The sequence below is a fragment of the Nocardia sp. NPDC049190 genome (assembly GCF_040648115.1).
GTDB lineage: Bacteria > Actinomycetota > Actinomycetes > Mycobacteriales > Mycobacteriaceae > Nocardia.
Genome location: NZ_JBEZDE010000003.1, coordinates 122,779 through 146,844, shown reverse-complemented (window position 1 = coordinate 146,844; position 24,066 = coordinate 122,779). Strand labels below are relative to the sequence as shown.

Sequence of the window (24,066 nt, the reverse complement as noted above, 5' to 3'; positions counted from 1 at the left end):
TTACGTTCGGAAGGTGAGTGACAACGAGCTGGGCCTGTTCCTGCGTACCCGCCGCGAAACGGTGACGCCTGCCCAGGTCGGCCTGCCCACCGGGCCGCGCCGCCGCACCCCCGGGCTGCGTCGGGCCGAACTGGCGACGCTGGCCGGGGTGAGTGTCGAGTACGTCACGCGCCTCGAACAGGGCCGCGACCGGCGTCCCTCGCCACAGGTGCTTTCCGCGTTGGCGAATGCGCTGCGGCTGACCCCCGCCGAACGCGTCCACCTCCATCGCCTGAGCAAGGCCTCGGATCCCGGGTTCAACTGCTTGGGTGGTGCGCAGCCGCAGCGCCACGTGCGGCCCTCCATCCGAGCGATCCTGGACCGGCTCGAGCCGGCGCCCGCCGTGGTCGTGAACCGCCTCACCGAGGTGCTCGCCCACACTGACGGCTATCGCAGACTGATGGCGCCGACCGGCCTGTTCGCCGGCGGCGATTCGGCGGCGAACCTCACCCGTTTCGTTTTCACCGACGTCGGAATCCGCGCCCTGTACCCGGACTGGGAGCATGTCGCCGACGAGATGGTCGCCACACTGAAACAAGGCCCGTTCCGCGGCGACCCGCATATCGCCGCCCTGGCCGACGAACTCACTGTCACCGCCGGCCCCGCGTTCGCTGATCGTGTCGATACTGTCCCCAGCCTGGCTCCCGCCACCGGTATCACCCGGCTCGCACACCCCGAGGCCGGTCCACTCCGTTTGACTTACGAGGTCCTCGATCTCTCCGCCGACGACGACCAGCGCCTGATCGTCCATCTCCCGGCCGACGATGCCACTGCCGCCGCACTCGACAGCCTGACGGGCCGCCGCCCCGGAGCATTGCGCGCGGTCTCCGGCTGACCCCACGAGCTTCGCTCGACCGCCTCGATTGCGGTCGCCGATCAACACGACCCGACGACCTTTCCACCACACGATGGTGGTGGGGCGGGGGGCCGTCGGCCTCAGTCGGCGCACGGCTCTGCTCAACCAGCTGTCGCCCGCGCCACCCGAGGCAATCCACTTTCCGACGAACTGCTGCAGGCCGCGCGCGTAGCTCTCCTCGAGACCGGGACCAGCACCGGGCAGCCCGAACCGCAGCAGCGCACGGACAGTTCGGGTGGCGAGCCGAAGCGTCGGGCGTGACAGGGGGCTGCGGCCTTCCCGCCGCTGCCCCACAACTTCTGAACACCAACTGCGCCAACTACAGTCACCGTTCAGAATGGGAGCCGTAAGAGGTTCATCGCATCGCATCCGCGTGGTGTCGGGGCCAGGCCGATCGCGCGCCGCCGATGCGGTGGCACGAACCGATCGTCCGCGCCACCGCATCCCCACTCCGACCGCGCCGATCACACCGCGCGCACTCGTGTGTTGCGGTCTCAGTGAGGCAGCTAGGCTTGGCGATCGTGCATCCTGACGTTTCCGCTGATCTCGCCGAACTCGACGCCACCCTGAAAACGGTCGAATCGGTTCTCGACATCGAGGAGCTGCGCCGTCGCATCGACGAGCTCGAGCATCAGGCGGCCGACCCCGACCTGTGGAACGACCAGGACCATGCCCAGCAGGTGACCAGCGAGTTGTCCCACGCCCAGGGCGAGCTGCGCCGGGTCGAGGAACTGCGCCAGCGGCTCGACGACCTGCCGGTGCTCTACGAACTGGCCGAGGAGGAAGAAGGCGAGGGCAGGGTCGCCGCGCTCGCCGACGCCGACGCCGAACGCGCCGCGCTGCACGGTGATGTGGAGGCGATGGAGGTTCGCACGCTGCTGTCGGGCGAGTACGACAAGCGCGATGCGCTGGTCAACATCCGCTCCGGCGCGGGCGGCGTGGACGCCGCCGACTGGGCCGAGATGCTGATGCGCATGTATATCCGGTGGGCCGACCGGCACAAGTACTCGGTCGAGGTGTACGACACCTCGTACGCCGAAGAGGCGGGCATCAAGAGCACCACATTCGCGGTGAAAACACCGTATGCCTACGGCACCCTCTCGGTCGAGATGGGCACGCACCGCCTGGTGCGGATCAGCCCGTTCGACAACCAGGGGCGCCGCCAGACTTCTTTCGCCGAGGTCGAGGTGTTGCCCGTGGTCGAGACCACCGACCACATCGAGGTGCCCGAAACCGAGATCCGCGTAGATGTGTACCGCTCGTCGGGTCCGGGCGGGCAGAGTGTCAACACCACCGACTCCGCGGTCCGCATCACCCACCTGCCGACCGGCATCGTGGTCACCTGCCAGAACGAGAAGTCCCAGCTGCAGAACAAGATCTCGGCCATGCGGGTGCTGCAGGCCAAACTGCTGGAGCGCAAGCGGCAGCAGGAGCGCGCCGAGATGGACGCGCTGAAGACGAACGAGGGCGCGTCCTGGGGCAACCAGATGCGCTCCTATGTGCTGCACCCGTATCAGATGGTCAAGGACCTGCGGACGAATTTCGAGGTCAACAACCCGTCGTCGGTACTCGACGGTGACATCGACGGGTTCATCGAGTCCGGCATCCGTTGGCGAATGCGAGAGCAGGCGAGCTAGATGAATGTCGTGGGAATCCAGGCGGTCGCCTCGACCGACTTCACCACGTGGCTGCGCGGCGCCGGCCTGGAGATCGTGCTGTTGGTTCTCGGAGCAGTACTGTTCGCCCGGTTCGCCACGTTCGTCCGCGACCACATCACGCGCAAGATCGATGCTCAGTTCCGCAGCAGCGACGCGCTGGTGCGGACCGAGGCGGCCAAGCACCGGCACGCCTTGGCCCAGGTGATCACCTGGGTGGTGCTGACCATCGCCTACGTGTTGATCACCATGGAGGTGCTGCGGCGGCTCGGTTTCGCGGTGACCGGATTGGTCGCGCCCGCCGCCGTGCTCGGCGCCGCGCTCGGTTTCGGTGCGCAGCGCATCGTGCAGGACATTCTCGCCGGGTTCTTCCTGATCGCCGAACGGCAGTACGGTTTCGGCGATGTGGTCCGCATCGCGGTCACCGGATCCGCGGAGCACGCCGAGGGTACGGTCGAGGACGTCACGCTGCGGATCACGACCTTGCGCAACGCGGACGGTGAGGTGATCACCGTCCCCAATGGTCAGATCGTGAAAGTCACCAACCTGTCCAAGGATTGGGCCCGCGCGGCGATCGACGTACCGGTGGCCGCCAGCGCTGATATCACCAGGGTCAACGAGATCCTGCACGAGGTCGGCACCAAGGCGTACGAAGACGCTCGCCTGAAGCCGCTACTGCTCGACGAGCCGACCGTCATGGGTGTAGAAGACCTCACCGTTGATCAAATGAACATCCGGATGGTTGCCCGCACGTTGCCAGGCAAACAATTCGACGTCGGACGTGAACTGCGGGTGCGGGTAGCCGCGGCGTTGCGCCGGGAGGGAATCAGTGAGACCACGTAGATCCACGGCGATCCTGATGGCAACCTGGGTCGCCACGTTCGTGCTGTACGTCTTCATCAGACCGGATGAGGTTGCCACCACGCCCACGCCGGTGAACACCATTCCCGCGGCGGTGATTACGGAGTCACCGAGCCATTGAGCCGTGCGGGACGTGCTGTCACCACCACGTCCCCCGTGCTCGACATCAGCGGAAACGCGGGTCGGCTGGCTACACTGGCTCCCCGTGATCACCATGCGGAACGTCACCAAGTCCTACAAGACCTCGACGCGACCCGCGCTGGACAACATCACCGTCGATGTGGGTAAGGGCGAGTTCGTCTTCATCATCGGACCGTCCGGCTCGGGCAAGTCGACCTTCATGCGGCTACTGCTCAAAGAGGAATCTCCCACGGCGGGCGAGATCCAGGTCTCCGACTTCCGGGTCGACCGGCTGCCCAACCGGAGGGTGCCCAAACTGCGCCAGCGGATCGGATGTGTCTTCCAGGACTTCCGGCTGCTGCAGCAGAAGACGGTCTACCAGAATGTCGCGTTCGCGCTGGAGGTGATCGGCAAGCGGCGTCAGTTCATCGACCGCACCGTCCCGGAGGTGCTCGACATGGTGGGCCTCGGCGGCAAGGCGGATCGGCTCCCGACCGAGCTGTCCGGCGGCGAACAGCAGCGGGTGGCGATCGCGCGGGCCTTCGTGAACCGACCGCTGGTGCTGCTGGCCGACGAGCCGACCGGCAATCTCGACCCGGATACCAGCGCCGACATCATGATGCTGCTGGAACGGATCAACCGCATCGGCACCACGGTGCTGATGGCGACCCACGACAACCACATCGTCGATGCGATGCGCAGACGGGTGGTCGAGCTCGACCACGGACGTCTGGTGCGCGACGAGGCGACCGGCGTCTACGGGGTGGGCCGATAATGCGCGCGAGTTTCCTGTTCGGCGAGGTCTTCGAAGGCTTGCGCCGCAACGTCACGATGACCATCGCGATGATCCTGACCACCGCGGTCTCCCTCACCATGCTCGGTGGCGGCCTGCTCGCGGTGCGGATCGCGGATAAGACCGAGCAATACTTCCTCGACAGGCTCGAGGTACGGCTGTATCTCACCGAGGATGTCTCGGCCAACGACCCGGACTGTTCGCAGGACCCGTGCCGATCGCTGACGGCCGATCTGAAGGCGACCAGCGGCGTGGAATCGGTCCAGTTCCTCAATCGCGACGACGCGATCCGCGAGGCCAGGGACAAGACTTTCAAAGACCAGCCCGAGCTGGCCAAATACGTCAGTGAAACGCCGCTGCCCGCATCGCTGCGGGTGAAGATGACGAATGCCGAGCTGTATCCGACGATCTACGAGAATTTCTACGACCGGCCCGGCGTCGGCATGGTCCGCAATGACAAGGACATCGTGGACCGGCTGGTCAGCCTGTTCGACGGATTGCGCAACGCCGCGTTCGGCCTTGCCGTGCTGCAAGCGCTCGCGGCGCTGCTGCTGATCGCGAACATGGTGCAGATCGCCGCATTCACCAGGCGTACCGAGGTCGGCATCATGCGGCTGGTCGGCGCGACCCGCTGGTATACCCAGTTACCGTTCCTGCTCGAGGCGGTGGTCGCCGCGCTGGCCGGCTCGGCGGTCGCGATGATCGGCCTGCTCGTCGCGCGCCCGCTGGTGATCGACCGCGCGCTGGGCGACCTGTTCGCCAGCAAGGTGTTCCCCCGCATCACCGGCGACGATATCGCGATGACCGCGCTGGTCATCGCACCCGTCGGTATCGGGTTCGCGGCGCTCACCGCCTACGCGACACTGCGCTACTACGTCCGCGAGTGAGCGTTCGCCCGACGTGACGTCCGGCGAGTGCACGCGCCCTCGCCGGACGCGTACCTCGAGCGCGTGCGCTCGTTTCCGACACCCGAAAGCTCGGCACACGGCGTTTCCGGGCGACAGACAACCCACGCCACATGCGCCGGCAGGTGTCCGGCTCGAGGTCGGTCTGCCGCAGAGGTTGTCTCTCGACGCCTACCAGCCTCCGTCCACCGGACGTGCTCCCGAGATGCCTTACCGGGCACCTGGTCGCGGCCGCGGCCCCGACCGAGGGCACGGCCTGTAGAACTGTTCGAACCCCTTGATTAGGGCCTGGATTACCCCCTGGATTAGCTCAGGGTAAGGGTCCAGGGTCTAATCCACCCCGAAATGTGAGCGAGAGCTGGGATTTTCCGTCCTGCCCCGTCCCCTTCGTACGCAAGCTACCGATCTCCAGACCACCCTCACTCTGCGTACCTTGTGTGAACTCGGTAGATGAGCTAAACGCGATGGTCGATGAGTGGGACGCGACCGATGACGCCCGGCGGATCGGTGCCCGAGCCCGGACCATCGGCGAGCATTTTGAGGCCGAGAAACCGCTGCTCAAACGGCTTCCACAGGAAGAGTTCGAGACCGGGCTGTGGTTCACCCCGCGTGTTGACAGGTACTCGCTGGTCACGGTACGCCCCAACCGCTACAGCGTCCCGGTCCGGTTGATCGGCCGTCAACTGCGAGTGCTGCTGCACGCGTCCATGCTGGTCGTCTACGAGGGCCGGACCGAGGTCGCCCGGCACGAGCGGATCGCGGGCAAGGCGCAGACACGCATGGACCTCGATCACTATCTGGAAGGGTTGATGCGCAAGCCGGGAGCGCTGGCCGGGGCGACGGCCGAGTTGATCTGCTCTGCATCGATGAACTGGGGTATATGGCGCTGGACCGCCGCGGCGCCGAGCTGCTGTTCCAGGTTCTGACGGAGAGGGAGGAGAAGAACAGCGTCGCAATAGCGTCCAACGAGTCGTTCGGGGGCTGGACGAAAACCTTCACCGATCCTCGTCTGTGCTCGGCCATTGTCGATCGATTGACCTTCGGCGGGCAAATCATCGAGACCGACACCCAAAGCTACCGCCTGGCCCGCACCGCGCAAGCCACCAGACAGACCACCCCGGCCGAGCGACACAGTGCACCGCCGACGCCCGAACTCCAGCCCTGACCGCCCACCGAAACCCCCAGGGTGACGCCGAAATTCGTCTGGAATTACCTGGTCACAACGTGATTCGGGAGTCTCCCGACATCTCGGGGATTCAAGATGAGAAAGCTCCCACTCCTGAGAAGAACCACCTCATCGGCTTGTGAGCTACCGTCGCGCGATGGGGACGGAAACGGCGGCTCGCCTCACCCACGAACTGGTCACCTTGGAACAACCGAGGCAAGTGATACACGCCGCTGGCCGCTGGCTTGCTCTGAACCTTGCCGATTGCGGCTTCGATACTTGGCTGAAATCGTCGACATCGCTACAACGACGAGCGGGGACACGCGTCGAGCAGATTTCGATTCAACCGTCCAAATTCAACCGGACGGGCGAGTACATCGGCACCTCGAACATCACGTTGTTGGTATACGACAATGGACTTCGGCATACCGATGTCAACCTGCTCAGACCCAACCACATCGCGACCGATAATCGTTGGATCTGCAGAACGACCTTCGCCGGGGCGCTCGACTACGGTCGACATTACGAGATCAACCTGACCACACCCCAGCAACGGATCAGCCAGCTCGAGGATTTCGCAAGGAAGGTCCACGAGGTTGCCGTTCCTTGGTTCGCCTATACACGAGATCCCCGGAACGTCGGCGATCTTCCAGACGGCTTCCTCGATAGTTGTCTGCCAGACATCGTCGACTGGCTACTGGGAGTCGACGCTCAGCAAGCAGCGCGAACCCTAATTGGACGTTGGTTGGCGCTCGACACAGTGCGCGACCATCGACCACCGCATCTACGCCCACCAGCGTGGCGAACCACTGCCTTCGAGAAAGGCCAGGATATCGCTGCCGCGGGGGGCTATCCGTCAACTGACCAGGAGTGGCTCGGATGGGTCGCATACCAGTGGCTTGGCATGCCAAGCCTGTTGGACCCCATGTGATTCGGGCCTGGACTTGCGGCTGCTGGGCGGGTACCGGACGGTTCGCCGAGCAAGCCTGCGCGCTGTGCTGCGGTTGTCGAGGCACGCATTTCACTCGTCGGCTCGGAGGTCCCGATGATCATCGATTCGCTCGTTGCCGCGTTCAGCGCGCTGCCTGGCACCCGGGTGGGAGCGGGACCCCGCCACCCGGTGACGCCCAATCTCACCTTGGCACCCCGGGTGATGGCGTTCTTCGACTCCTACCCCGGGCTGTCTCGCGACTCTGGTTATGTGGAGTTCCTTTGGAAGTACGCAGGACTGCAGCGCACTGACGAGAAGGACAACGAGCTCTTCTACATCTACGGGTTCGGACCCGACATCGTGGACTTCGACCCGGACGTCGTGGACGTCCGGGATCTCTACGGTCCCGACGTCGACGACAAGGGCTTTTTCCACTTCGCCGATGCTGTGGTGCATGCCGATACCGCCCACAGCCTCGGCACCTACCAGCACGGCTTCGGGTTTAGCCTCAGCAGCGACCGGGAGCCGGGTGTCTACGTGTTCCAGTCGACGTCCACCGCGCCTGCGGAGAAGTCGCTCGTTACATACGCGGAGCAATGGATCAGGCAGGCCGACGACTTCACCACGTTCCTCACTGACGCCGTCGAGCGGGGCGGTGTCTGGCCGCGACCGCAGATTCTCTGACACCACGACCCACCTGCGCCGGCGCTAGACAGCCGAGACGCTTCGCAGTGATGCTCAAATTCGCCTGTACGGACCACCGTTCGATGCCACCGAGTGACGGCCCAATTTCGCCTGCAACCGTTGCCCCGATTCACCTGTCTAGCCAGCCGTCGGATCTCAGGCATCTGCACCACTACCCCGTTCGTCTCTCTTTGTCCTTTCCTTTGGGTTCGCTGATACTCGGTTGCGCGTCGACGGCTTCGGCGAGGTAGCGGTACAGGGTGGCCCGCGATACCCCGAATGCTTCGGCGACTTGCTCGACGGGCTGGTCCTCGCGCAGTGCGGCCCGCACCATGGCGAGCTGGGCGGGGCTGAGCTTGCGGGGCCGGCCGGGTTGTTTGCCCTGGGCGGCAGCGACCTCCCGGGCATGAGCGGCGCGCTCGCGCATGAACACCCGCTCCATGTGCGCGAACAACGCCAGCATCGCCACGGAGAGTTCGGCCATGCCTGAGGTGTCGGTGGTGTCGATCGGCAACGGATCGCGCAAGGTCTTCACCCCGACCCCACGTTCGGTGAGGTCGTGGATGACGTTGAGGCACTCGCGCAGGTTGCGGCCGAGCCGGTCGAGGTTGGTCGCGACGATGGTGTCACCTGGCCGGGCGTAGCGCAGCAGCTCGGTGAACTGCGGGCGGTCGATCGTGGTGCCGGTCTTCTTGTCGGCGTAGATCCGTTCCTCCGGTATCCCGTGCTCGCCCAACGCGACGAGTTGACGTTCGAGGTCCTGGTGGGTGGTGGAGACGCGGGCGTAGCCGAGGTCCATCTACATGCCTTTCCGCCCGGTGCCGCCGAGCAGTGTCGTAGCCCCGGTTGAGTTGGCGGCTGATGGTGATTCCGCGTGCTGGCTGTCCGGGGCGTTGTCCGGGGAACGGCCATGTGGAGGTGCCCGTTTCGCCGAGGACGGCGGCGCTGCGCCGGGTGGCGATCAGATCGGTGACCAGTTCCGCGAGGGGTGGGGGCAGGGTCAGCGGGGTGGCGGCGAGCCGGAGCTGGACGGTGTCGCCGTCGACGAGGATGTCGTCGGTGGTGAGGCGGCTGATGGCGGTCGGGGTTTGGGCGTAGAACAGCGTGAGCAGACCGGCGACCCGGGTGGAGGTGTCGATGCCGGTGCCGTCGAGAAGATGGTGGATGTGTTGCCAGCGCTGTTCGTGGTCGAGTGGTCGCGTCGGCCCGGTCCAGCGGACTGCGCGCATGTGCAGGTGCGGGTTGATGCTGTGTCTGCTGACCCAGCGCACGAAGTGGCCGAGGTACTGACGATTGCTCGCGGCTGGGAGCGCGAGCCATCGTTCGAGATCACTCTGTCGGCAGGTTGTCGGGGTGAGGTTGTTCTCGCGCAGCCAGTCCAGGAAGACGGTCGCCGCGGTGACCTGATACTTGATCGTCTTGGCCTGGTTGTCGGTGGTGGTGCCGCCGGTCCGCTGGCGGTGCCGGCGAAGCAGGTGCCAGACGGCGTAACGGTGCAGCAGTTCCTTGTCGGTGGCGCTGGTGCGGGCGGCCAGTTGTTCATCGATCCAGCGTTGAAGACGGATCAGGTGTTCGTCGCGGGCGGGCAGGGCACCGGTGTTGACCAGGATCGCGCGCAGTTGCTCGAGCGTCTGGCCGTGAGGCTGTTCGTCGAGCGTGGTGTGGTCCAGCGATCGAGGTCCGGATGCCATGTCGGCCAAAAGGCTGCTGGCGGTGCTGTTTTCGGCGAGCCAGCGCAGGCCGGTGCGAGGCCGAGAGGTGGTGGCGAAGTTGCGGTGCAGGGCCTGCAGTTCCGGACGGATGGACCCGGTTCCGTCATCGAGCAGCAACCGCATCCGCCGATCGAGCGTGCAGCGTCGGCATGGCCTTGGTGAGAGTTGTCCGTGTTCACCGCAGCCGGGGCAGGCATGCCATCGGGAAAGGTCTGGTTGGGCGCAGGTGGCGCAGAGCGGCTTGTGGCGGGTTCCGCCTCGGATCTGTTTCATGACCCCGCACTTCGTGCAGGTCGCCCAGACCTGCAGGCAGGAGCGACACGACGGCAGGCCCGTGGCCTTGGAGACCGTGCAGAACATCGTCCGTCCGCAGATGCTGCAGGTCCGCGTCGATCGTGCGCGGTGTTCTCCGTGGTTGCGGCAGGTATTTGTCAACGGAACGCCATTTCACGTTCCGCCGACAGCCGCTGGGGCCGACGCTCTCCTTACTCTGAAGTAAGATAGTATTACTCAAGAGTAAGGTAGCTGGCCTGCAGACCGCACTCGCCCATCCGAGAGAACAGGTGATGATGAGCACTCGAGACAGCGCAACGAAGCGACGTCCGGACACGTCCGCGGTCGGCCTGAACCAACCCAGGCGGGATTGGATGGGCGCGGCGATGCGGGTCATGACGACCCTGACCGGGTCGGACCTCGCCCAGAAGTACAACCTGCGTAAACCGATCGAGCGCGTCACCTACGAGGGCACCAAGACCGGCTTCCGCGCGATCGGCGCCGCCACCCGTGCCTTCGCCAAGGTCGCCGGCACCGGCGCTCCCCAGCGCCTCGCGGCCAACGAGTCGAAAGGCAAAGACTCCTTCGACCTGACCCCGACCGACGACCAGCAGATGATCGTCGAGACGGTCCGGGAATTCGCCGCCGAGATCGTGCGTCCGGCAGCCTATGACGCCGACCGCGCCGCCGCGACGCCGCGCGAGTTGCTCGAGCGGGCCGCCGAACTCGGCATCACACTGATCAACGTTCCCGAGGAACTCGACGGCGCGGCCGCCGAGCGCGGCGCGGTCACCAACGTGCTGGTCGCCGAAGCGCTGGCGCAGGGTGACATGGGCCTGGCACTGCCCATCCTGGCGCCGAGCGGCGTCGCGGTCGCGCTGTCGCAGTGGGGCACCGCCGCGCAGCAGAAGACCTATCTACCAGCCTTCACCAGCACGAACGTGCCACAGGCCGCGGTCGTGATCAGCGAGCCACGGGCACTGTTCGATCCGTTCGCCCTGCAGACCAAGGCGGTGCGCGCACCGAGCGGCTACCGCATCTCGGGCGTGAAGAGCCTGGTGCCCGCAGCGGCCGATGCCGAGCTGTTCTTGGTCGGCGCCGAACTCGACGGCCGTCCCGCGCTGTTCGTCATCGAGTCGGACACCGCAGGCCTGGTGGTGGAGGCCGACCCGAGCATGGGTCTGCGTGGCGCGGGTCTCGGTCGCCTGATCCTGGACAACGTCGCGGTCGGCGCCGACGCCATCCTCGGTGACGGGGACGGCAGATCCCGCGCCGAGGACTACGCCGACGCGGTACGACTGGCCCGTCTCGGCTGGGCCGCGCTCGCCGCGGGTACCGGACGAGCTGTGCTGGACTACGTCATTCCGTATGTGAACGAGCGGGAGGCGTTCGGCGAGCCGATCTCGCATCGCCAGGCAGTCGCCTTCACCGTTGCCAATATCGCGATCGAACTCGACGGTATGCGCTTGGTGACCCTCCGTGGGGCCTCTCGTGCGGAGCAGGGCCTGTCCTTCGGCCGCGAGGCGGCACTGGCCAGAAAGCTCGCGACCGACAAGGGGATGCAGATCGGCCTCGATGGCGTCCAACTGCTCGGCGGGCACGGCTTCACCAAGGAACACCCGGTCGAGCGCTGGTACCGCGACCTGCGGGCCATCGGCGTCGCCGAAGGCGTCGTGCTCATCTAACCGGCTCGTTCCGTTTTCCAGGAGACCTCACCATGATCAACCTCGAACTCCCTAAGAAGCTGCGGGCCAGCGCCAACCAGGCGCACCAGGTCGCGCAGGAGATTTTCCGCCCGATCTCGCGCAAGTACGACCTCGCCGAGCACGACTACCCGGTCGAGCTGGACACCATGGCCGCCATGGTGGAGGGCCTCGCCGACTCCGGCACCCAGAAGATCGGCGGCGCCGCGGGTGGCCGTGCCGACGACATCGAGACCGACGGCCACGCGACCGAGCTGCTCGGAAACAGCAACGGCGGCAACATGTCCGCACTGTTGAACGCGCTGGAAACCTCGTGGGGCGACGTCGGCCTGATGCTGTCGATTCCCTACCAGGGGCTGGGCAACGCGGCGATTGCCGCCGTCGCCACCGACGAGCAGCTGAAGCGCTTCGGCAAGGTGTGGGCGTCGATGGCTATCACCGAGCCCGCGTTCGGCTCCGACTCCGCCGCCGTCTCCACTACCGCAGTGCTCGACGGCGACGAGTGGGTACTCAACGGCGAGAAGATCTTCGTGACCGCGGGTCAGCGCTCCACCCACATCGTGGTGTGGGCGACGCTCGACAAAAGCCTCGGCCGAGCGGCGATCAAGTCCTTCGTCGTACCCCGGGACGCTCCCGGCCTGTCGGTGGCGCGGCTCGAGCACAAACTCGGCATCAAGGCCTCCGACACCGCCGTTCTGCTGCTGCAGGACTGCCGGATTCCGAAGGACAACATCCTCGGTAACCCGGAAGTCAACGTGGAGAAGGGCTTCGCGGGGGTCATGCAGACCTTCGACAACACCCGTCCCCTCGTCGCGGCGATGGCGGTCGGTGTCGCCCGCGCCGCCCTCGAGGAACTGCGCGCCATCCTGACCGGCGCGGGAGTCGAGATCTCCTATGACATCCCGGCCAACAATCAGCCCGCCGCCGCTGCCGAATTCCTGCGTATGGAGGCCGATTACGAGTCCGCTTACCTGCTCGCCTTGCGTGCGGCATGGATGGCCGACAACAAGAAACCGAACTCGCTCGAGGCGTCCATGTCCAAGGCGAAAGCGGGCCGCGCCGGCACCGACATCACACTGAAGGCGGTCGAACTGGCCGGCGCCATCGGCTACTCGGAGCGCACCCTACTGGAGAAGTGGGGCCGCGACTCCAAGATCCTCGACATCTTCGAAGGCACCCAGCAGATCCAGCAGTTGATCGTGGCGCGACGAGTGCTCGGGAAGACCAGTGCCGAGCTGAAATAGTCTGGTAGACAACGGGCCCGATGCACATCCGGTGCCGGATTCGCACCGGGTTTATGACGTCGAGCGAGAACTTTCCGCCGGCGACAGCCAGCAACCATATTCTGTCGCCGGCGGCTTCGCACCGAACAGCGTGCGGCCCGAACCTTCAGAGCACCACCATATTTGGCGATAGTGCGACTCTGGACCACGGGCCGAACGCTCCGTAGCCTTCGCACCCATGTGGATCATCGTCGTCATCGCCGTGCTGAGTTGCTTTGCGATTGCCGCAGGCTTCGCCTGGGGGCTTCCTGGCGACTGAGGGTTCTTCTCCCGCGGATCCTGCCGCGAATCCGCACCTTCCCGTCCTGGATGACCCCACCGATACGTCGGTGCGCGGGGCGACACGATGACGAAAATCGGCGATCAGCCTGGACAGGGGCGGCCCGAACGGGCACCGTATCGCCCTAGGTCGCTGGATGACTGATTCAGCGGACGAATTCCGCCAGAGCTGTACCAGACACTTCGAGGAGAACTGGTTATGCCACGACTGAGTTTGACGCGTCGCCTCGCTATCGCTTTCGCCGCTTCGGCGGTGCTCACCGCGATGTTCGCCGGAAATGTCGACGCGGACCCCGGCACGGTGGATTGGGGGATCGCCGTGCAGAAGTTGCGATCGGCCGCGGCCGGGAACCCCGCGGCGGAGCAGGCGATGGACCAGCTGAGCGCCAGCGGACCGATCGCGGGGGCCCGGGAATTGGCTCTGCCCGCTCAGCCGTTCCAGTTTCCAGCGCAGTCGGATATCGGGCGCGCCGGCTCGCCCGGCGTGTACGGGTCCGGCATCGCCCTCGGCCTGGACGGATTCCAGTTCGGGTTCTTCGGCGGGCCGGGCACGATCTCACCGAATCAGACCGGCGCCAAACTCGAGGCGCTGTGGATCAACCTGTCCAACGGACGCAGTGGCACCGCGGTGCTCACCGAGCACAACGACGTTCCGGCGGACACCACCATCCGCACGCGTCCGGTGGACACCGGCGCGGGCATGATCGTCGCCGCGGTCTACGGAACGCTGTGGCATCGTTGGCCGGTTGCTGTCAGCGACGCCAACCCGGACGGCTACGCCTACAAGCTGGCCACGATCTCGGTTCCGTCGTTCGGGACCGTGTACAACTGACCGATCGACAGCTGACCGATGCTCCGGCCTCGACCGTCCGGGCCGGAGCGTGGTCGGCTTGTCGGGGATTCCGTAGTTCCGTAGCTTGTGGATCGTGAGTCTGGAAGAGCGGGTTGCCGCGTTGGAGCGGCGACTCAGCGCCTTGGAGGGTGCGCGGCAGCCGGAGACCGGAACGGCGGATACCGACCGTTGGGCGGTGGCCCGCCTGCAGGAAGAGTTCGCGAACGCCGATGAGCCCGACGGCGGTGTTGTCTTCGCCGGATCGGTGCGGCTGCCGAACGATCAACGGCGCGACTGGCAGGCCGGGTTCACCACTGGAGACCTCATCGAGGACGACTGGGCCGAGACCGCCGAATGCCTTGCCGCCTTGGGCAGTCCGGTGCGGCTGCGCCTGCTGCGCGAGATCATGGGTGGGCGAAGGACCGCCGCCGAACTCGCCGAGGTGGATGGCGTCGGCACGTCCGGACAGATCTACCACCACCTGCGCCAACTGGCCGCGGTGGGTTGGCTGCACACCGCGGGCCGTGGGCGCTTCGAGGTGCCCGAAACCAGGGTGGTTCCGCTGCTCGTCGCGCTGGCCAGCGCCCGTCGCTGACCCGGATCCCGTTCAGTCGGAGAGATGTCTGGTGGAGCACACCGTTACCCGCCCGTCCGCAGCAGATCCAGCAGAAGTAAGCCCTATTTGTCCGATTTTCCAGTGACCTGTCACACTCCGCACTGCTACGGTGAGTAGTCGACATCCCTACCAGTCCGCTAGGTCGAGCACCAGCGCGAGGGTTTGGAGGTTTCCGGCATGAACGTCGCACACACGCTGGAGGCGCTGAAGGCGCTAGGAGTCCTGCGAGCCCGCGGAATCAGCAATTTCCGTAAACCACTGGAGTTGCTGCGAACAATCAAGGAATCGCGAACCTTGGGCCCAGCGGCAGGGCTGATCCGGCACTCCGCGCGGGTGCGGCCGCACGCTCCGGGCATCGTCGACGAGGCAGGCACGTTGACCTACCTGGAACTGGACCAACAGTCGACCGCAATCGCCCGCGGGCTCCTGACTGCGGGAATAACCCCCGGCATGGTAATCGGCGTGCTGGCACGCGACCACCGCGGGCTGATCTTGTCCATGGCGGCCGCAGGCAAGCTCGGCGTGCGGATGGCACTGATGAACACCGGGTTCGCCCCAGCGCAGTTCGCTGAGGTGTGCGAGCGTGAGAAGGTCAAGGCGGTGCTACACGACAGTGAGTTCCTCGGCCTACTCCACGCGCTGCCCGCGGACCTGCCGCGGTTCCTCACTTGGCTCGACGAGGGCACCGAACTACCCCTGGGCGCGCGCACACTGGCCGACCTGGTCGCCGCGAACTCGGCCGAACCGCTTCCTACGCCGAACGCGCCCGGTGGCTTCGTCATCCTGACCAGCGGCACCACCGGTTTGCCCAAGGGCGCTCAGCGCAACAAGATCTCCCCACTGTCCACCGCACAGATGGTCGATCGAATCCCGTTCCCGCAGGGCGGTACCCAGGTGATCGTGTCGCCGCTGTTCCACAGCACCGGCCTGGCCGCCTGGCTGGTCGGCGCGGCCCTCGCCAACAAGGTGGTGGTGCGCCGCCGCTTCGACGCCGAGGCGACACTGAAGATGGTCGCCGACAACAGGGCCGACATGCTGGTGGCGGTGCCGACCATGCTGCACCGGATGGTCGAACTCGATCCGGCGATTCGCGCGAAGTACGACACGTCGTCGCTGAAGGTGATCCTGCTCGCTGGGTCGGCACTGTCCCCTGAACTCACGATCCGGGCAACCGAGATGTTCGGGCCCGTGCTCTACAACCTCTACGGTTCGACCGAATGCGCGGTCGCGGCGGTGGCCGAACCGGAGGATCTGGCGCTGACGCCCGGGACCGTCGGTCGGCCGCCGATCACCTGCGAGGTGCGGCTCTACGACGACAACGACAGGCGGATCCGCGCGATCAACACGACCGCGCGCATCTTCGTCCGCAGCGGCGCGCCGTTCGAGGGCTACACCGACGGCAGGCACAAGCCGATCATCGACGGCTACATGTCCAGTGGCGACGTCGGTCACTTCGATGAGCACGGCCTGCTCATGATCGATGGCCGCGACGACGACATGATCGTCTCGGGCGGGGAGAACGTCTTCCCGCAGGAGGTGGAGAACCTGCTGTTGCGGCGCCCCGACATCTTCGACGTCGCGGTGATCGGTGTGGACGACGCGGAGTTCGGCAAGCGGCTGCGCGCGTTCGTTGTTCCCAAGCCCGGCTGCACGCCCGACGGCGAGGAGATCAAGGCATACGTCAAGAGCAACCTGGCCCGCTATAAAGTGCCCCGCGACGTGATCCTTCTCGGCGACCTCCCACGCAACGCGACCGGCAAGCTACTGCGCCGCGCACTGGTGGACTACGACGTTCGGTCTTGAGCGCCGGCAGGCCATGTGCATGACCCGCCGATAACTCGCGGGTATTATTCGATTGGATAGCTGACACACGCGGTTACGGGTGCTTGCTACTGTTAGCGGCAGCATTGGATCTCAGAGTTGCGGTCCGCGCCATCGCACGGGGTTTGAGGTGGGACCGCTGGAAGGTTGTTGTCGATGTCTCCGTCCTTCCCCGCGTTGATCGGAACCGCTCGTAGGGCGGTTGATTTCGCCCTCGGCGTGAATGTCATGCTCAAGCGGCGGATGTTCGACCCCTTGCGCCCGGATCGCGCCGTCCGGTCGGCACTCGACGTGCTCAAGTTCGGCCCTTTCGCCGGTGTCGTGATGCACTCCGCGCGGACCAGGCCGGACGCGGGCGCCATCGTCGACGAACGCGGCGAACTGACCTTCGGCCAACTCGACGAGCAGTCCAACGCACTTGCGCGCGGCCTCGCGAACCTGGGCCTCGAACCGGGTGACGTGATCGCCGTGCTGGCGCGCGACCACCGCGGCATGGTGCTGACCTTGCTGGCGGCCGGCAAGCTGGGCGTGCGCAGCGTACTGATGAACACCGGCTTCGCGAAACCACAGTTCGCCTATGTGGCCGAGCGCGAAAAAGTGAAGGCAGTGCTGCACGACAGCGAATTCCTCGATCTGATGGGTGCGATCCCGTCCGAGATCCCGCGGGTGCTCACCTGGGTGGACGAGAAAGATCACGCCGACCCGTCGATTCCGACCATCGAGTCGCTGGGCGCGGACTGCCACACCGGGCCGCTGCCCGCGCCGGCCAAGCCTGGCGGCCTGGTCGTCCTGACCAGCGGCACCACCGGCACCCCCAAGGGTGCACCGCGCGACCGGGTGAGCCCGTTCGCCTCGGCCCAATTCATCGACCGGGTGCCGCTGCCCACCAACGGCACCATGCTCATGGCAGCGCCGATCTTCCACGGCACCGGTCTGTCTCAGTTCACCCTCGGTCTCGCGCTCGGCAACAGGGTGGTCTTCCAGCAGCGCCGTTTCGATCCGGAGAAGACGCTGGCGAACATCACCGCCTACCGAGCGAACTCGTTGGTCCTGGTGCCGACCATGCTGCAACGCATGCTGGACCTGGAGCCGGAGATACTGGCCCGGTACGACCCGAGCACCATCGAGGTGGTCTTCGCGGCGGGTTCGGCCATCGCGCCGGACATCGTGATCCGCGCGCTGGACTACTTCAACGACAGCCTCTACAACCTCTACGGGTCCACCGAGTGCGCCGTCATGACCGTCGCGACCCCGGAAGAACTGCGCACAGCACCGACCACCGCAGGGCGCGCGCCGGTCGGCATCCGGATCGTCCTGCTGGACGAGAATCGCAAGCCGATCACCGAACCGAACACCACCGGAACCATCTTCGTGGACAACGGCTTCGCGTTCAGCGGTTACACCGACGGCCGTACCAAGGAAATCGTGGACGGCATGATGTCCAGCGGCGATGTCGGGCACTTCGACGACGACGGTCTGCTCTACATCGACGGCCGCGACGACGACATGATCGTCTCCGGCGGCGAGAACGTCTTCCCGCTCGAGGTGGAGAACCTCATCGCCGGTCGCGACGACATCTTCGAGGCCGCGGTAATCGGCGTCGACGACCGCGAATTCGGCAAACGACTACGTGCCTTCGTCGTTCCCGGCCCGGACTCCCGTCGGGACGCGCAGGAGATCAAGGACTACGTCAAGGCCAACCTAGCGCGCTACAAAGTGCCGCGCGAGGTCATCTTCCTCGACGAACTCCCCCGCAACGCGACCGGAAAACTGCTGCGCAAGGCGCTGATCGAGAAGGAAATCGACGCGAGCTGATCGCCGCGCGCAGGGTGGCCACGCGGTCGCGCGTGCGTGACACACGCATCGCGACACCCGCTGACATCCCGCTCCTGATCATGGCCCGGGATACCGGTGAGGCGTTGGCCGAACCGCCATGGGCTATTCCGTTTTCCGGCTGGAAACCGCAGGTGTCGGCCTCTTTCTGAGGCGAGCGATAGCGTGAGTCGCGCGCAATTCGTCGGCTATCATCAGCGGGTGAGTTTCGAGTTCGACCGGCCTACCGCGCAGCGTCGCGGAGCCGTCGCGCGATTGCGCGGTGGTTCGGCCGGTGCGATCTCCGGGGCCGTTTCCGTTGCGGCACATGGTTGGGCGTCGGGCGGCATGCCACCGAACGCCACTGCGCTGGCATTGCTCACCGCCGGTTCCGCTGTGGTCTGCTCCATGGTCGCCGGACTCACCGCGCTGCGTGACACCGCGATCGGGCTGGTCGCCGCGCTGGTGATCGGTCAACTGCTCGGTCACCTCACCATGGGATTCAGCTCCGGGCACCCGCAGCACGGCGATGCGCAGCTGACCCCCATCATGCTCACCGCCCATCTCATCGCGGCGGTCGTGGCCGCCGTCGTGATCCACGGCGTGGAGACCGCGTATCGGATCGGGACCGCGGCGCTGGCTCGCGTCACCGCGATACGCCGCATAGCGCCCGTCGTCATGGGTCCGGCGCCAGTGCGCATCGGCAATCGTGACCGCATAATCCTGCGTGTTTTCGCCGCCGAGTCCCTGTGCACCCGCGGTCCGCCGAGCCCGGCCCGTATCTGATCTGTCCGGTGCACGGCGACATTCGTGCGTGAGTTCCGCTCACGGTCACGGCATTTCACCGTGCAACCGAGCGCCGACCACACCTGCACCTGCCCGGCATCGCGCGGTGATGTAGGGATGGCGAGGTATCCGTGTCTCGTGCCGTAACGACTCGCGACGCTGCGTGAAGACCCGCCGCAGCCGTGTCCTGACACCGAGCGGCTTGTCCGCCACGGCAGGGCCCCTCGCCATCCGACACACGCGCTGTCCTATGCCGTCGAGCCGCCGTCGGCCACATCGTCGACAAGGCCTTCGACCGGTCCGGTCCCCGACCCGCAGAAATGAAACACCCATGAGCACAATAGACGTCACCACCCCCGCCGCCGAGTCACCTGAGCCGACGGCCGAAATCTCGGCACAACCCCGACCTTCGGCCAGCGACGGGCTCTACGCGCTGGCCGTGCGGCTGCATTTCTACGCAGGCGTGTTTGTCGGACCGTTCATCCTCGTCGCTGTTGTCACCGGCGCGCTGTATGCGATCGCGCCGACCCTCGAGTCGATCGTGTCCCGTGACCTGCTGACGGTTGCGGCGGCTGAAACATCGAAGCCGTTGTCCGAACAGGTCACCGCGGCCGTCGCCACCCGGCCGGATCTGCCTCTGGTCGCCGTCGCCCCGGCAGCGGGCGCCGAGGACGCTACCCGTGTGCTGTTCGACGATCCGTCGCTGGGCGAATCCGAACGGCGGGCGGTGTTCGTCGACCCGTATACCGCGCGGCCGGTCGGCGATTCCGTTGTCTACGGCAGCTCGGGGGCGCTGCCGCTGCGCACGTGGATCGATCGGTTGCACCGGGATCTGCACCTGGGCGAACCCGGCCGGATCTACAGCGAACTGGCCGCGTCCTGGCTGTGGATCGTCACGCTGGCCGGTCTCGTCGTGTGGGTGCGCCGGGTGCGCGGACGCCGCAACCACAACTCGGCGGGCTGGTTGTTCGCGCCGGACCGAACACAGAGCGGGCGCGGCCGCACACTGAGCTGGCACGGCGCGGTCGGCATGTGGGTGCTTCCGCTGGCAGTGCTGCTGTCGGCGACCGGCATGAGCTGGTCGACCTACGCGGGCACGACCATTACCGAACTGCGCGAGCAGTTCAGCTGGACCACACCCGAGGTCAGCACCGTGCTGCCGGGAACCGTTGCGCCCAGCCATGATCCGGGTGATCACCACAACGGTGGACACGAGATGCCCGCCACGGCCGACCCGGCGGACCGGATCGCCCAGCTGGATCGGGTATCCGAGATCGCCCGCTCCAACGGTGTCGTCCAGGCCGCCGAAATCGTCGTCCCGGCCACACCGAGTGCGGCGTTCGTGGTGAAGGAACGACGGATGCCGGGCATCTATACCGTCGATGCGGTCGCCGTCGACGGCGCGTCGGGCACGGTCACCGACCGGCTGGCTTACGCCGACTGGCCGCTGATGGCCAAGCTCACCAACTGGGGTATCCAGTTCCACATGGGCCTGCTGTTCGGACTGCTCAATCAGCTGTTGCTGCTCGCGGCGATGCTCGGGCTGATCACTGTGATCGTGCGCGGTTACCTGCTGTGGTGGCGCCGGCGGCCGACCCGGGAAGGCGGCTTCCCGCTGGGCCGGGCGCCACGGCGCGGCGCGTGGCGCAAGACCACACCGTGGCTACTCGTGCCGGTGCTCGGTGGCGCGCTGGTGGTCGGCTGGTTCATCCCGTTGGTCGGACTCAGTCTGCTCGCGTTCCTCGCTGTCGACGTCCTGATCGGTGTCGTCGGGCGGGTTCGCGCCACCGCGTAGACCTTCCATCGACCCGCCGGTCGCGGGGCCTGGAAGGAGGACGTCACCGGCGACAACCGGTGGCGCTCCCGATCTTCGGAGGTTGCGCCATCGGTCGTCCGACGCTCAGCCCGCCCCCACTGTCGTCGCATCGCCCGGTTCGGCACTGTCGCAATCCGGCACCGACCACGCTGTGGCTTGTTTGTCTTCGATCTGCTCGGGTAAGCGGCCCATGACCTGAGTCGCCTCCCACGGGGAGCGATTGCCGACCGAACAACGCCCGGCCGCTGGGTCAGGCGAAGGAAGGGGTTGTCCGTGAGCACATTGGCCGCCACGGTGGACGTCGAAGTCCCGGTACGCACCGCCTACAACCAGTGGACCCAGTTCGAGTCGTTTCCCCAGTTCATGGAGGGCGTCGAGGCAGTGCAGCAACTCGATGACCGGCACACGCACTGGCGCATCCACGTCGGCCCGTCGATGCGCGAATTCGACGCGACGATCACCGAACAGCATCCCGACGAACGGATCGCGTGGAAATCCGACAGCGGACCGAACCACGCGGGCGTGATCACCTTCCACCGGCTCGACGACTCCCGCACCAGAGTGACCGCCCAGATGGACGTCGATCCGGACGGCTTCGTGGAGACCGCCGCCGACAAGCTGGGCGTCCTGAAGCACCGGGTGCACGGCGACATGCAGCGGTTCAAGCACTTCGTCGAGAGCCACGGCCACGAAACCGGCGCTTGGCACGGCGACATTCCCCGCCGGGGCGCCTGACCCACGTTCACCCCGACAGCGAGCGGCGCCTCCGGATATTCGGGGGCGCCAACGATGTTCACGCCACTGGATCAGCCGCCACGGTGGCGGTGGTCGGCATTTCGATGTCAGTGGCACATGAGTTCGGACCCCCCGTTCAGCACTTGGTCTTGGGACTCCACGGCGTCGACGGCGATCCGGAAGGCGGTGGGGACCTGCTCACCATATTGATCAGATGTCATCGGATCCCGGTGTGGCGTCCTGCGCGGACGCCTGCGGTTCGGGCGGCGCCTGGACCGGACGAAGCAACGCCCAGGCCAGGAAGACCAGCGCCACCACGCCCATGCCGGCCCCGGACCAGATATTCACATTGATGCCACCGGTCTTGGCCTCATCGGCGGCGGTGTCATGCACCAGACCGGTGACGACGAGGACGACCGCATAACACCCGAGCAATGCGGCGACGATGGTACGGATATCGAAAAGCATCGACCCAGCTCCTTATCCGACAAAGATATCGAGGGCGATCACGAGCACAAGGGCGATGCCGGCCAGCAGGACCGGACGCTGATACCACGGCAGCGCATCGGCTTCGGGATCGGTCCGCACATCCTTCGGCGTCTCCGAATACACCAGCCCGATCAAATCGGCTGCCGGTTTGGGCTCGGTCACCTTGCTGACCGCGACGCTCACCACGATGTCGACCACGAACGCGACACCGGCCGCGACGAAACTCGCACCCTGGCCGGACAGTTCGAACACGGTGGCCTCGTGCAGAAGGAACACCACGATCGCCGAACCGGTCCCGCAGACCAGGCCCATCCAGCCCGCGGTCGGGGTCATCCGCTTCCAGAACATACCGAGGATGAAGGTGGCGAACAGCGGCGCGTTGAAGAAGCTGAACAGCGTCTGCAGGTAGTCCATCATATTGCTGAATCCGGAAGCGATGAACGCGGTGAAGATCGCGGCGACGGTCGCACCGACGGTGGCCAGCCTGCCCACCCGAAGGTAGTACCCATCGGACTGGTCGCGTCGCACGTATTGCTGCCACAGGTCGTAACTGAACACCGTGTCGAACGCGGAGATGTTGGCCGCCATGCCGGCCATGAACGCGGCGAGCAGACCGGCGAGCCCCACGCCGAGCAAGCCGTTGGGCAGCACGTCCTTCATCAAGTACAACAATGCTTGGTTGTAAGTGGTGTCGCCCTCGAAGTCCGGATCCGCCGTCTTCGCCGCTTTGTACTCGGCCATCTGCGGCACCAGCACCGCGCTGATCATGCCTGGAATCACCACGATCAGCGGGATGAACATCTTCGGGTAGGCGCCGATGATCGGGGTGCGCCGCGCGGCCGAGATGGAGTGCGTCGCCATGGCGCGCTGGACCTCGACGAAGTTGGTGGTCCAGTACCCGAACGACAGCACGAACCCGAGACCGAACACGATGCCGATCACCGAGAGAACATCGTTGCCGAATCCGCTCAGCGCATTACCCGGCCACGAGTGCAACTGCGTCGCACCGCCCGGCGACGCGGAGATCTTGTCCTTGAACCCATTCCACCCGCCGGCCTTGTGCAAGCCGACCAGGGTGAGCGGCAACAGAGCGGCCACAATGACGAACAGCTGCAGCACCTCGTTGTAGATCGCCGCGGACAGGCCGCCGAGAGTGATGTAGGACAGCACGATCGCGGCGGCCACGACCACCGACACCCACAGCGGCCATCCCAGTAACACGTTCAGGATGGAGCCGAGCAGATACAGGTTGACCCCGGCGATCAGGATCTGCGCTATCGCGAAGCTCGTCGCGTTCACCAGGTGCGCGCCGGTGCCGAAACGCCTGCGCATGAACTCCGGCACGCTGCGCACTTTGGAACCGTAGTAGAACGGCATCATCACCACGCCGAGGAACAGCATGGCGGGTACCGCGCCGATCCAGAAGTAGTGGAAGGTCGGGAAACCGTACTGGGCGCCATTGGCGGACATGCCCATGATCTCCACCGCGCCGAGGTTCGCGGAGATGAAGGCCAGACCGGTCACCCAGGCGGGCAGCGACCGCCCGGACAGGAAGAAGTCGATGCTCGAGGACACGCGCTGCCTCGCCAGCAGGCCGATGCCGAGCACGAACACGAAATACAGGGCGACCAGCGCATAGTCGACAGCTCCCGCGTCCAGCCGCAGCGTGGCTGCGGCGTCGACATGGATGGTCGCGGCGACCGGGCGCGCGTCGGCGGCGATGAGCGCGAAGGCCAGAACGGGTGAATCGGCAAGTGGCACAGCGTCCCTCCTAGCGGCAAAACGGGGCGTCGAGCGAGCTCGTCGCGGTTGCGAGACCGTGCGTCGTACTGCTGTGCGCGGCGCGCGACTTCCTCGTCACCCGCCGAATGGCGTCGACTGATACCTACTGTGGGTGATA

At 66.0% G+C, this 24,066-nt stretch carries 23 protein-coding genes and 1 pseudogene; 20 read left to right on the top strand and 4 right to left on the bottom strand.

From position 1 onward, the window contains the following. The first annotated feature begins 13 nt into the window (after positions 1-13). The 10 genes and pseudogenes from AB0B25_RS04340 (at position 14) to AB0B25_RS04295 (ending at position 8,009) form a co-directional block, all read left to right on the top strand. Positions 14-874 (top strand): helix-turn-helix transcriptional regulator, encoded by an 861-nt coding sequence (locus tag AB0B25_RS04340; protein ID WP_357174498.1) that lies wholly within the window; start codon positions 14-16, stop codon positions 872-874. A 542-nt stretch (positions 875-1,416) separates the two neighbouring features. Further along, positions 1,417-2,532: a peptide chain release factor 2 gene (gene prfB, locus AB0B25_RS04335; RefSeq protein WP_357066196.1), complete on the top strand. Its 1,116-nt coding sequence runs from the start codon at positions 1,417-1,419 to the stop codon at positions 2,530-2,532. Beyond that, positions 2,533-3,393: a mechanosensitive ion channel family protein gene (locus tag AB0B25_RS04330; protein ID WP_357174496.1), complete on the top strand. Its 861-nt coding sequence runs from the start codon at positions 2,533-2,535 to the stop codon at positions 3,391-3,393. Positions 3,394-3,409: 16 nt separating this feature from the next. Further along, positions 3,410-3,532, top strand: coding sequence for a hypothetical protein (locus AB0B25_RS04325; RefSeq protein WP_357174493.1), 123 nt, complete (start codon positions 3,410-3,412; stop codon positions 3,530-3,532). An 84-nt stretch (positions 3,533-3,616) separates the two neighbouring features. Continuing rightward, positions 3,617-4,306 (top strand): cell division ATP-binding protein FtsE, encoded by a 690-nt coding sequence (gene ftsE / locus AB0B25_RS04320; RefSeq protein WP_357174490.1) that lies wholly within the window; start codon positions 3,617-3,619, stop codon positions 4,304-4,306. Continuing rightward, a complete protein-coding gene (gene ftsX / locus AB0B25_RS04315; RefSeq protein ID WP_357174489.1) occupies positions 4,306-5,211 on the top strand; it encodes a permease-like cell division protein FtsX in 906 nt (301 codons plus the stop codon). Before ftsE ends, ftsX begins: the two co-directional genes overlap by 1 nt. Before the next feature lie 482 nt (positions 5,212-5,693). Next, positions 5,694-6,155, top strand: a complete 462-nt coding sequence (locus AB0B25_RS04310) for a hypothetical protein (RefSeq protein WP_357174486.1) — start codon at positions 5,694-5,696, stop codon at positions 6,153-6,155. Further along, positions 6,071-6,394 (top strand): annotated as a pseudogene (locus tag AB0B25_RS04305) (ATP-binding protein); the annotation flags it as partial. The gene AB0B25_RS04310 and the pseudogene AB0B25_RS04305, both read left to right, overlap by 85 nt. A 157-nt stretch (positions 6,395-6,551) precedes the next feature. Next, positions 6,552-7,325 (top strand): hypothetical protein, encoded by a 774-nt coding sequence (locus AB0B25_RS04300; protein ID WP_357174483.1) that lies wholly within the window; start codon positions 6,552-6,554, stop codon positions 7,323-7,325. A 114-nt stretch (positions 7,326-7,439) separates the two neighbouring features. After that, positions 7,440-8,009, top strand: coding sequence for a hypothetical protein (locus AB0B25_RS04295; protein ID WP_357174480.1), 570 nt, complete (start codon positions 7,440-7,442; stop codon positions 8,007-8,009). A gap of 172 nt (positions 8,010-8,181) precedes the next feature. On the opposite strand, the gene AB0B25_RS04290 is transcribed toward AB0B25_RS04295, so the two are convergent. Continuing rightward, positions 8,182-8,745 (bottom strand): recombinase family protein, encoded by a 564-nt coding sequence (locus AB0B25_RS04290; RefSeq protein WP_357174478.1) that lies wholly within the window; start codon positions 8,743-8,745, stop codon positions 8,182-8,184. Next, a complete protein-coding gene (locus AB0B25_RS04285; protein ID WP_357174475.1) occupies positions 8,636-9,844 on the bottom strand; it encodes a hypothetical protein in 1,209 nt (402 codons plus the stop codon). Before AB0B25_RS04285 ends, AB0B25_RS04290 begins: the two co-directional genes overlap by 110 nt. A gap of 443 nt (positions 9,845-10,287) precedes the next feature. On the opposite strand from AB0B25_RS04285, the gene AB0B25_RS04280 reads away from it, so the two are divergent. The 10 genes from AB0B25_RS04280 (at position 10,288) to AB0B25_RS04235 (ending at position 21,677) form a co-directional block, all read left to right on the top strand. Then, a complete protein-coding gene (locus AB0B25_RS04280) occupies positions 10,288-11,679 on the top strand; it encodes an acyl-CoA dehydrogenase family protein (protein WP_357174472.1) in 1,392 nt (463 codons plus the stop codon). A 32-nt stretch (positions 11,680-11,711) separates the two neighbouring features. Then, positions 11,712-12,941 (top strand): acyl-CoA dehydrogenase family protein, encoded by a 1,230-nt coding sequence (locus AB0B25_RS04275; protein WP_357174469.1) that lies wholly within the window; start codon positions 11,712-11,714, stop codon positions 12,939-12,941. Positions 12,942-13,458: 517 nt separating this feature from the next. Then, positions 13,459-14,091 carry a hypothetical protein gene (locus AB0B25_RS04270; protein WP_357174466.1) on the top strand — a complete coding sequence of 211 codons (633 nt, stop codon included), beginning with the start codon at positions 13,459-13,461 and terminating at the stop codon, positions 14,089-14,091. Between the two features lie 94 nt (positions 14,092-14,185). Beyond that, positions 14,186-14,686 (top strand): winged helix-turn-helix domain-containing protein, encoded by a 501-nt coding sequence (locus tag AB0B25_RS04265; protein ID WP_357174463.1) that lies wholly within the window; start codon positions 14,186-14,188, stop codon positions 14,684-14,686. 198 nt (positions 14,687-14,884) lie between these two features. After that, positions 14,885-16,510, top strand: coding sequence for an acyl-CoA synthetase (locus AB0B25_RS04260; protein WP_357174460.1), 1,626 nt, complete (start codon positions 14,885-14,887; stop codon positions 16,508-16,510). 174 nt (positions 16,511-16,684) lie between these two features. Then, positions 16,685-18,343, top strand: coding sequence for an acyl-CoA synthetase (locus AB0B25_RS04255; protein ID WP_357174457.1), 1,659 nt, complete (start codon positions 16,685-16,687; stop codon positions 18,341-18,343). Between the two features lie 32 nt (positions 18,344-18,375). After that, positions 18,376-18,513 (top strand): hypothetical protein, encoded by a 138-nt coding sequence (locus AB0B25_RS04250; protein WP_357174455.1) that lies wholly within the window; start codon positions 18,376-18,378, stop codon positions 18,511-18,513. Positions 18,514-18,562: 49 nt separating this feature from the next. Further along, positions 18,563-19,126, top strand: coding sequence for a hypothetical protein (locus AB0B25_RS04245; RefSeq protein WP_357174453.1), 564 nt, complete (start codon positions 18,563-18,565; stop codon positions 19,124-19,126). Between the two features lie 331 nt (positions 19,127-19,457). Then, complete coding sequence (locus AB0B25_RS04240) at positions 19,458-20,921, top strand: PepSY domain-containing protein (RefSeq protein ID WP_357174450.1); 1,464 nt, start codon at positions 19,458-19,460, stop codon at positions 20,919-20,921. 294 nt (positions 20,922-21,215) lie between these two features. Next, positions 21,216-21,677, top strand: coding sequence for an SRPBCC family protein (locus AB0B25_RS04235; RefSeq protein ID WP_357174447.1), 462 nt, complete (start codon positions 21,216-21,218; stop codon positions 21,675-21,677). 210 nt (positions 21,678-21,887) lie between these two features. On the opposite strand, the gene AB0B25_RS04230 is transcribed toward AB0B25_RS04235, so the two are convergent. Further along, positions 21,888-22,145: a hypothetical protein gene (locus AB0B25_RS04230; RefSeq protein ID WP_357174444.1), complete on the bottom strand. Its 258-nt coding sequence runs from the start codon at positions 22,143-22,145 to the stop codon at positions 21,888-21,890. 12 nt (positions 22,146-22,157) lie between these two features. Next, on the bottom strand, positions 22,158-23,855 hold the full coding sequence (locus AB0B25_RS04225) for a sodium:solute symporter family protein (protein ID WP_357174971.1): 1,698 nt from the start codon (positions 23,853-23,855) through the stop codon (positions 22,158-22,160). Positions 23,856-24,066 lie beyond the last annotated feature (211 nt).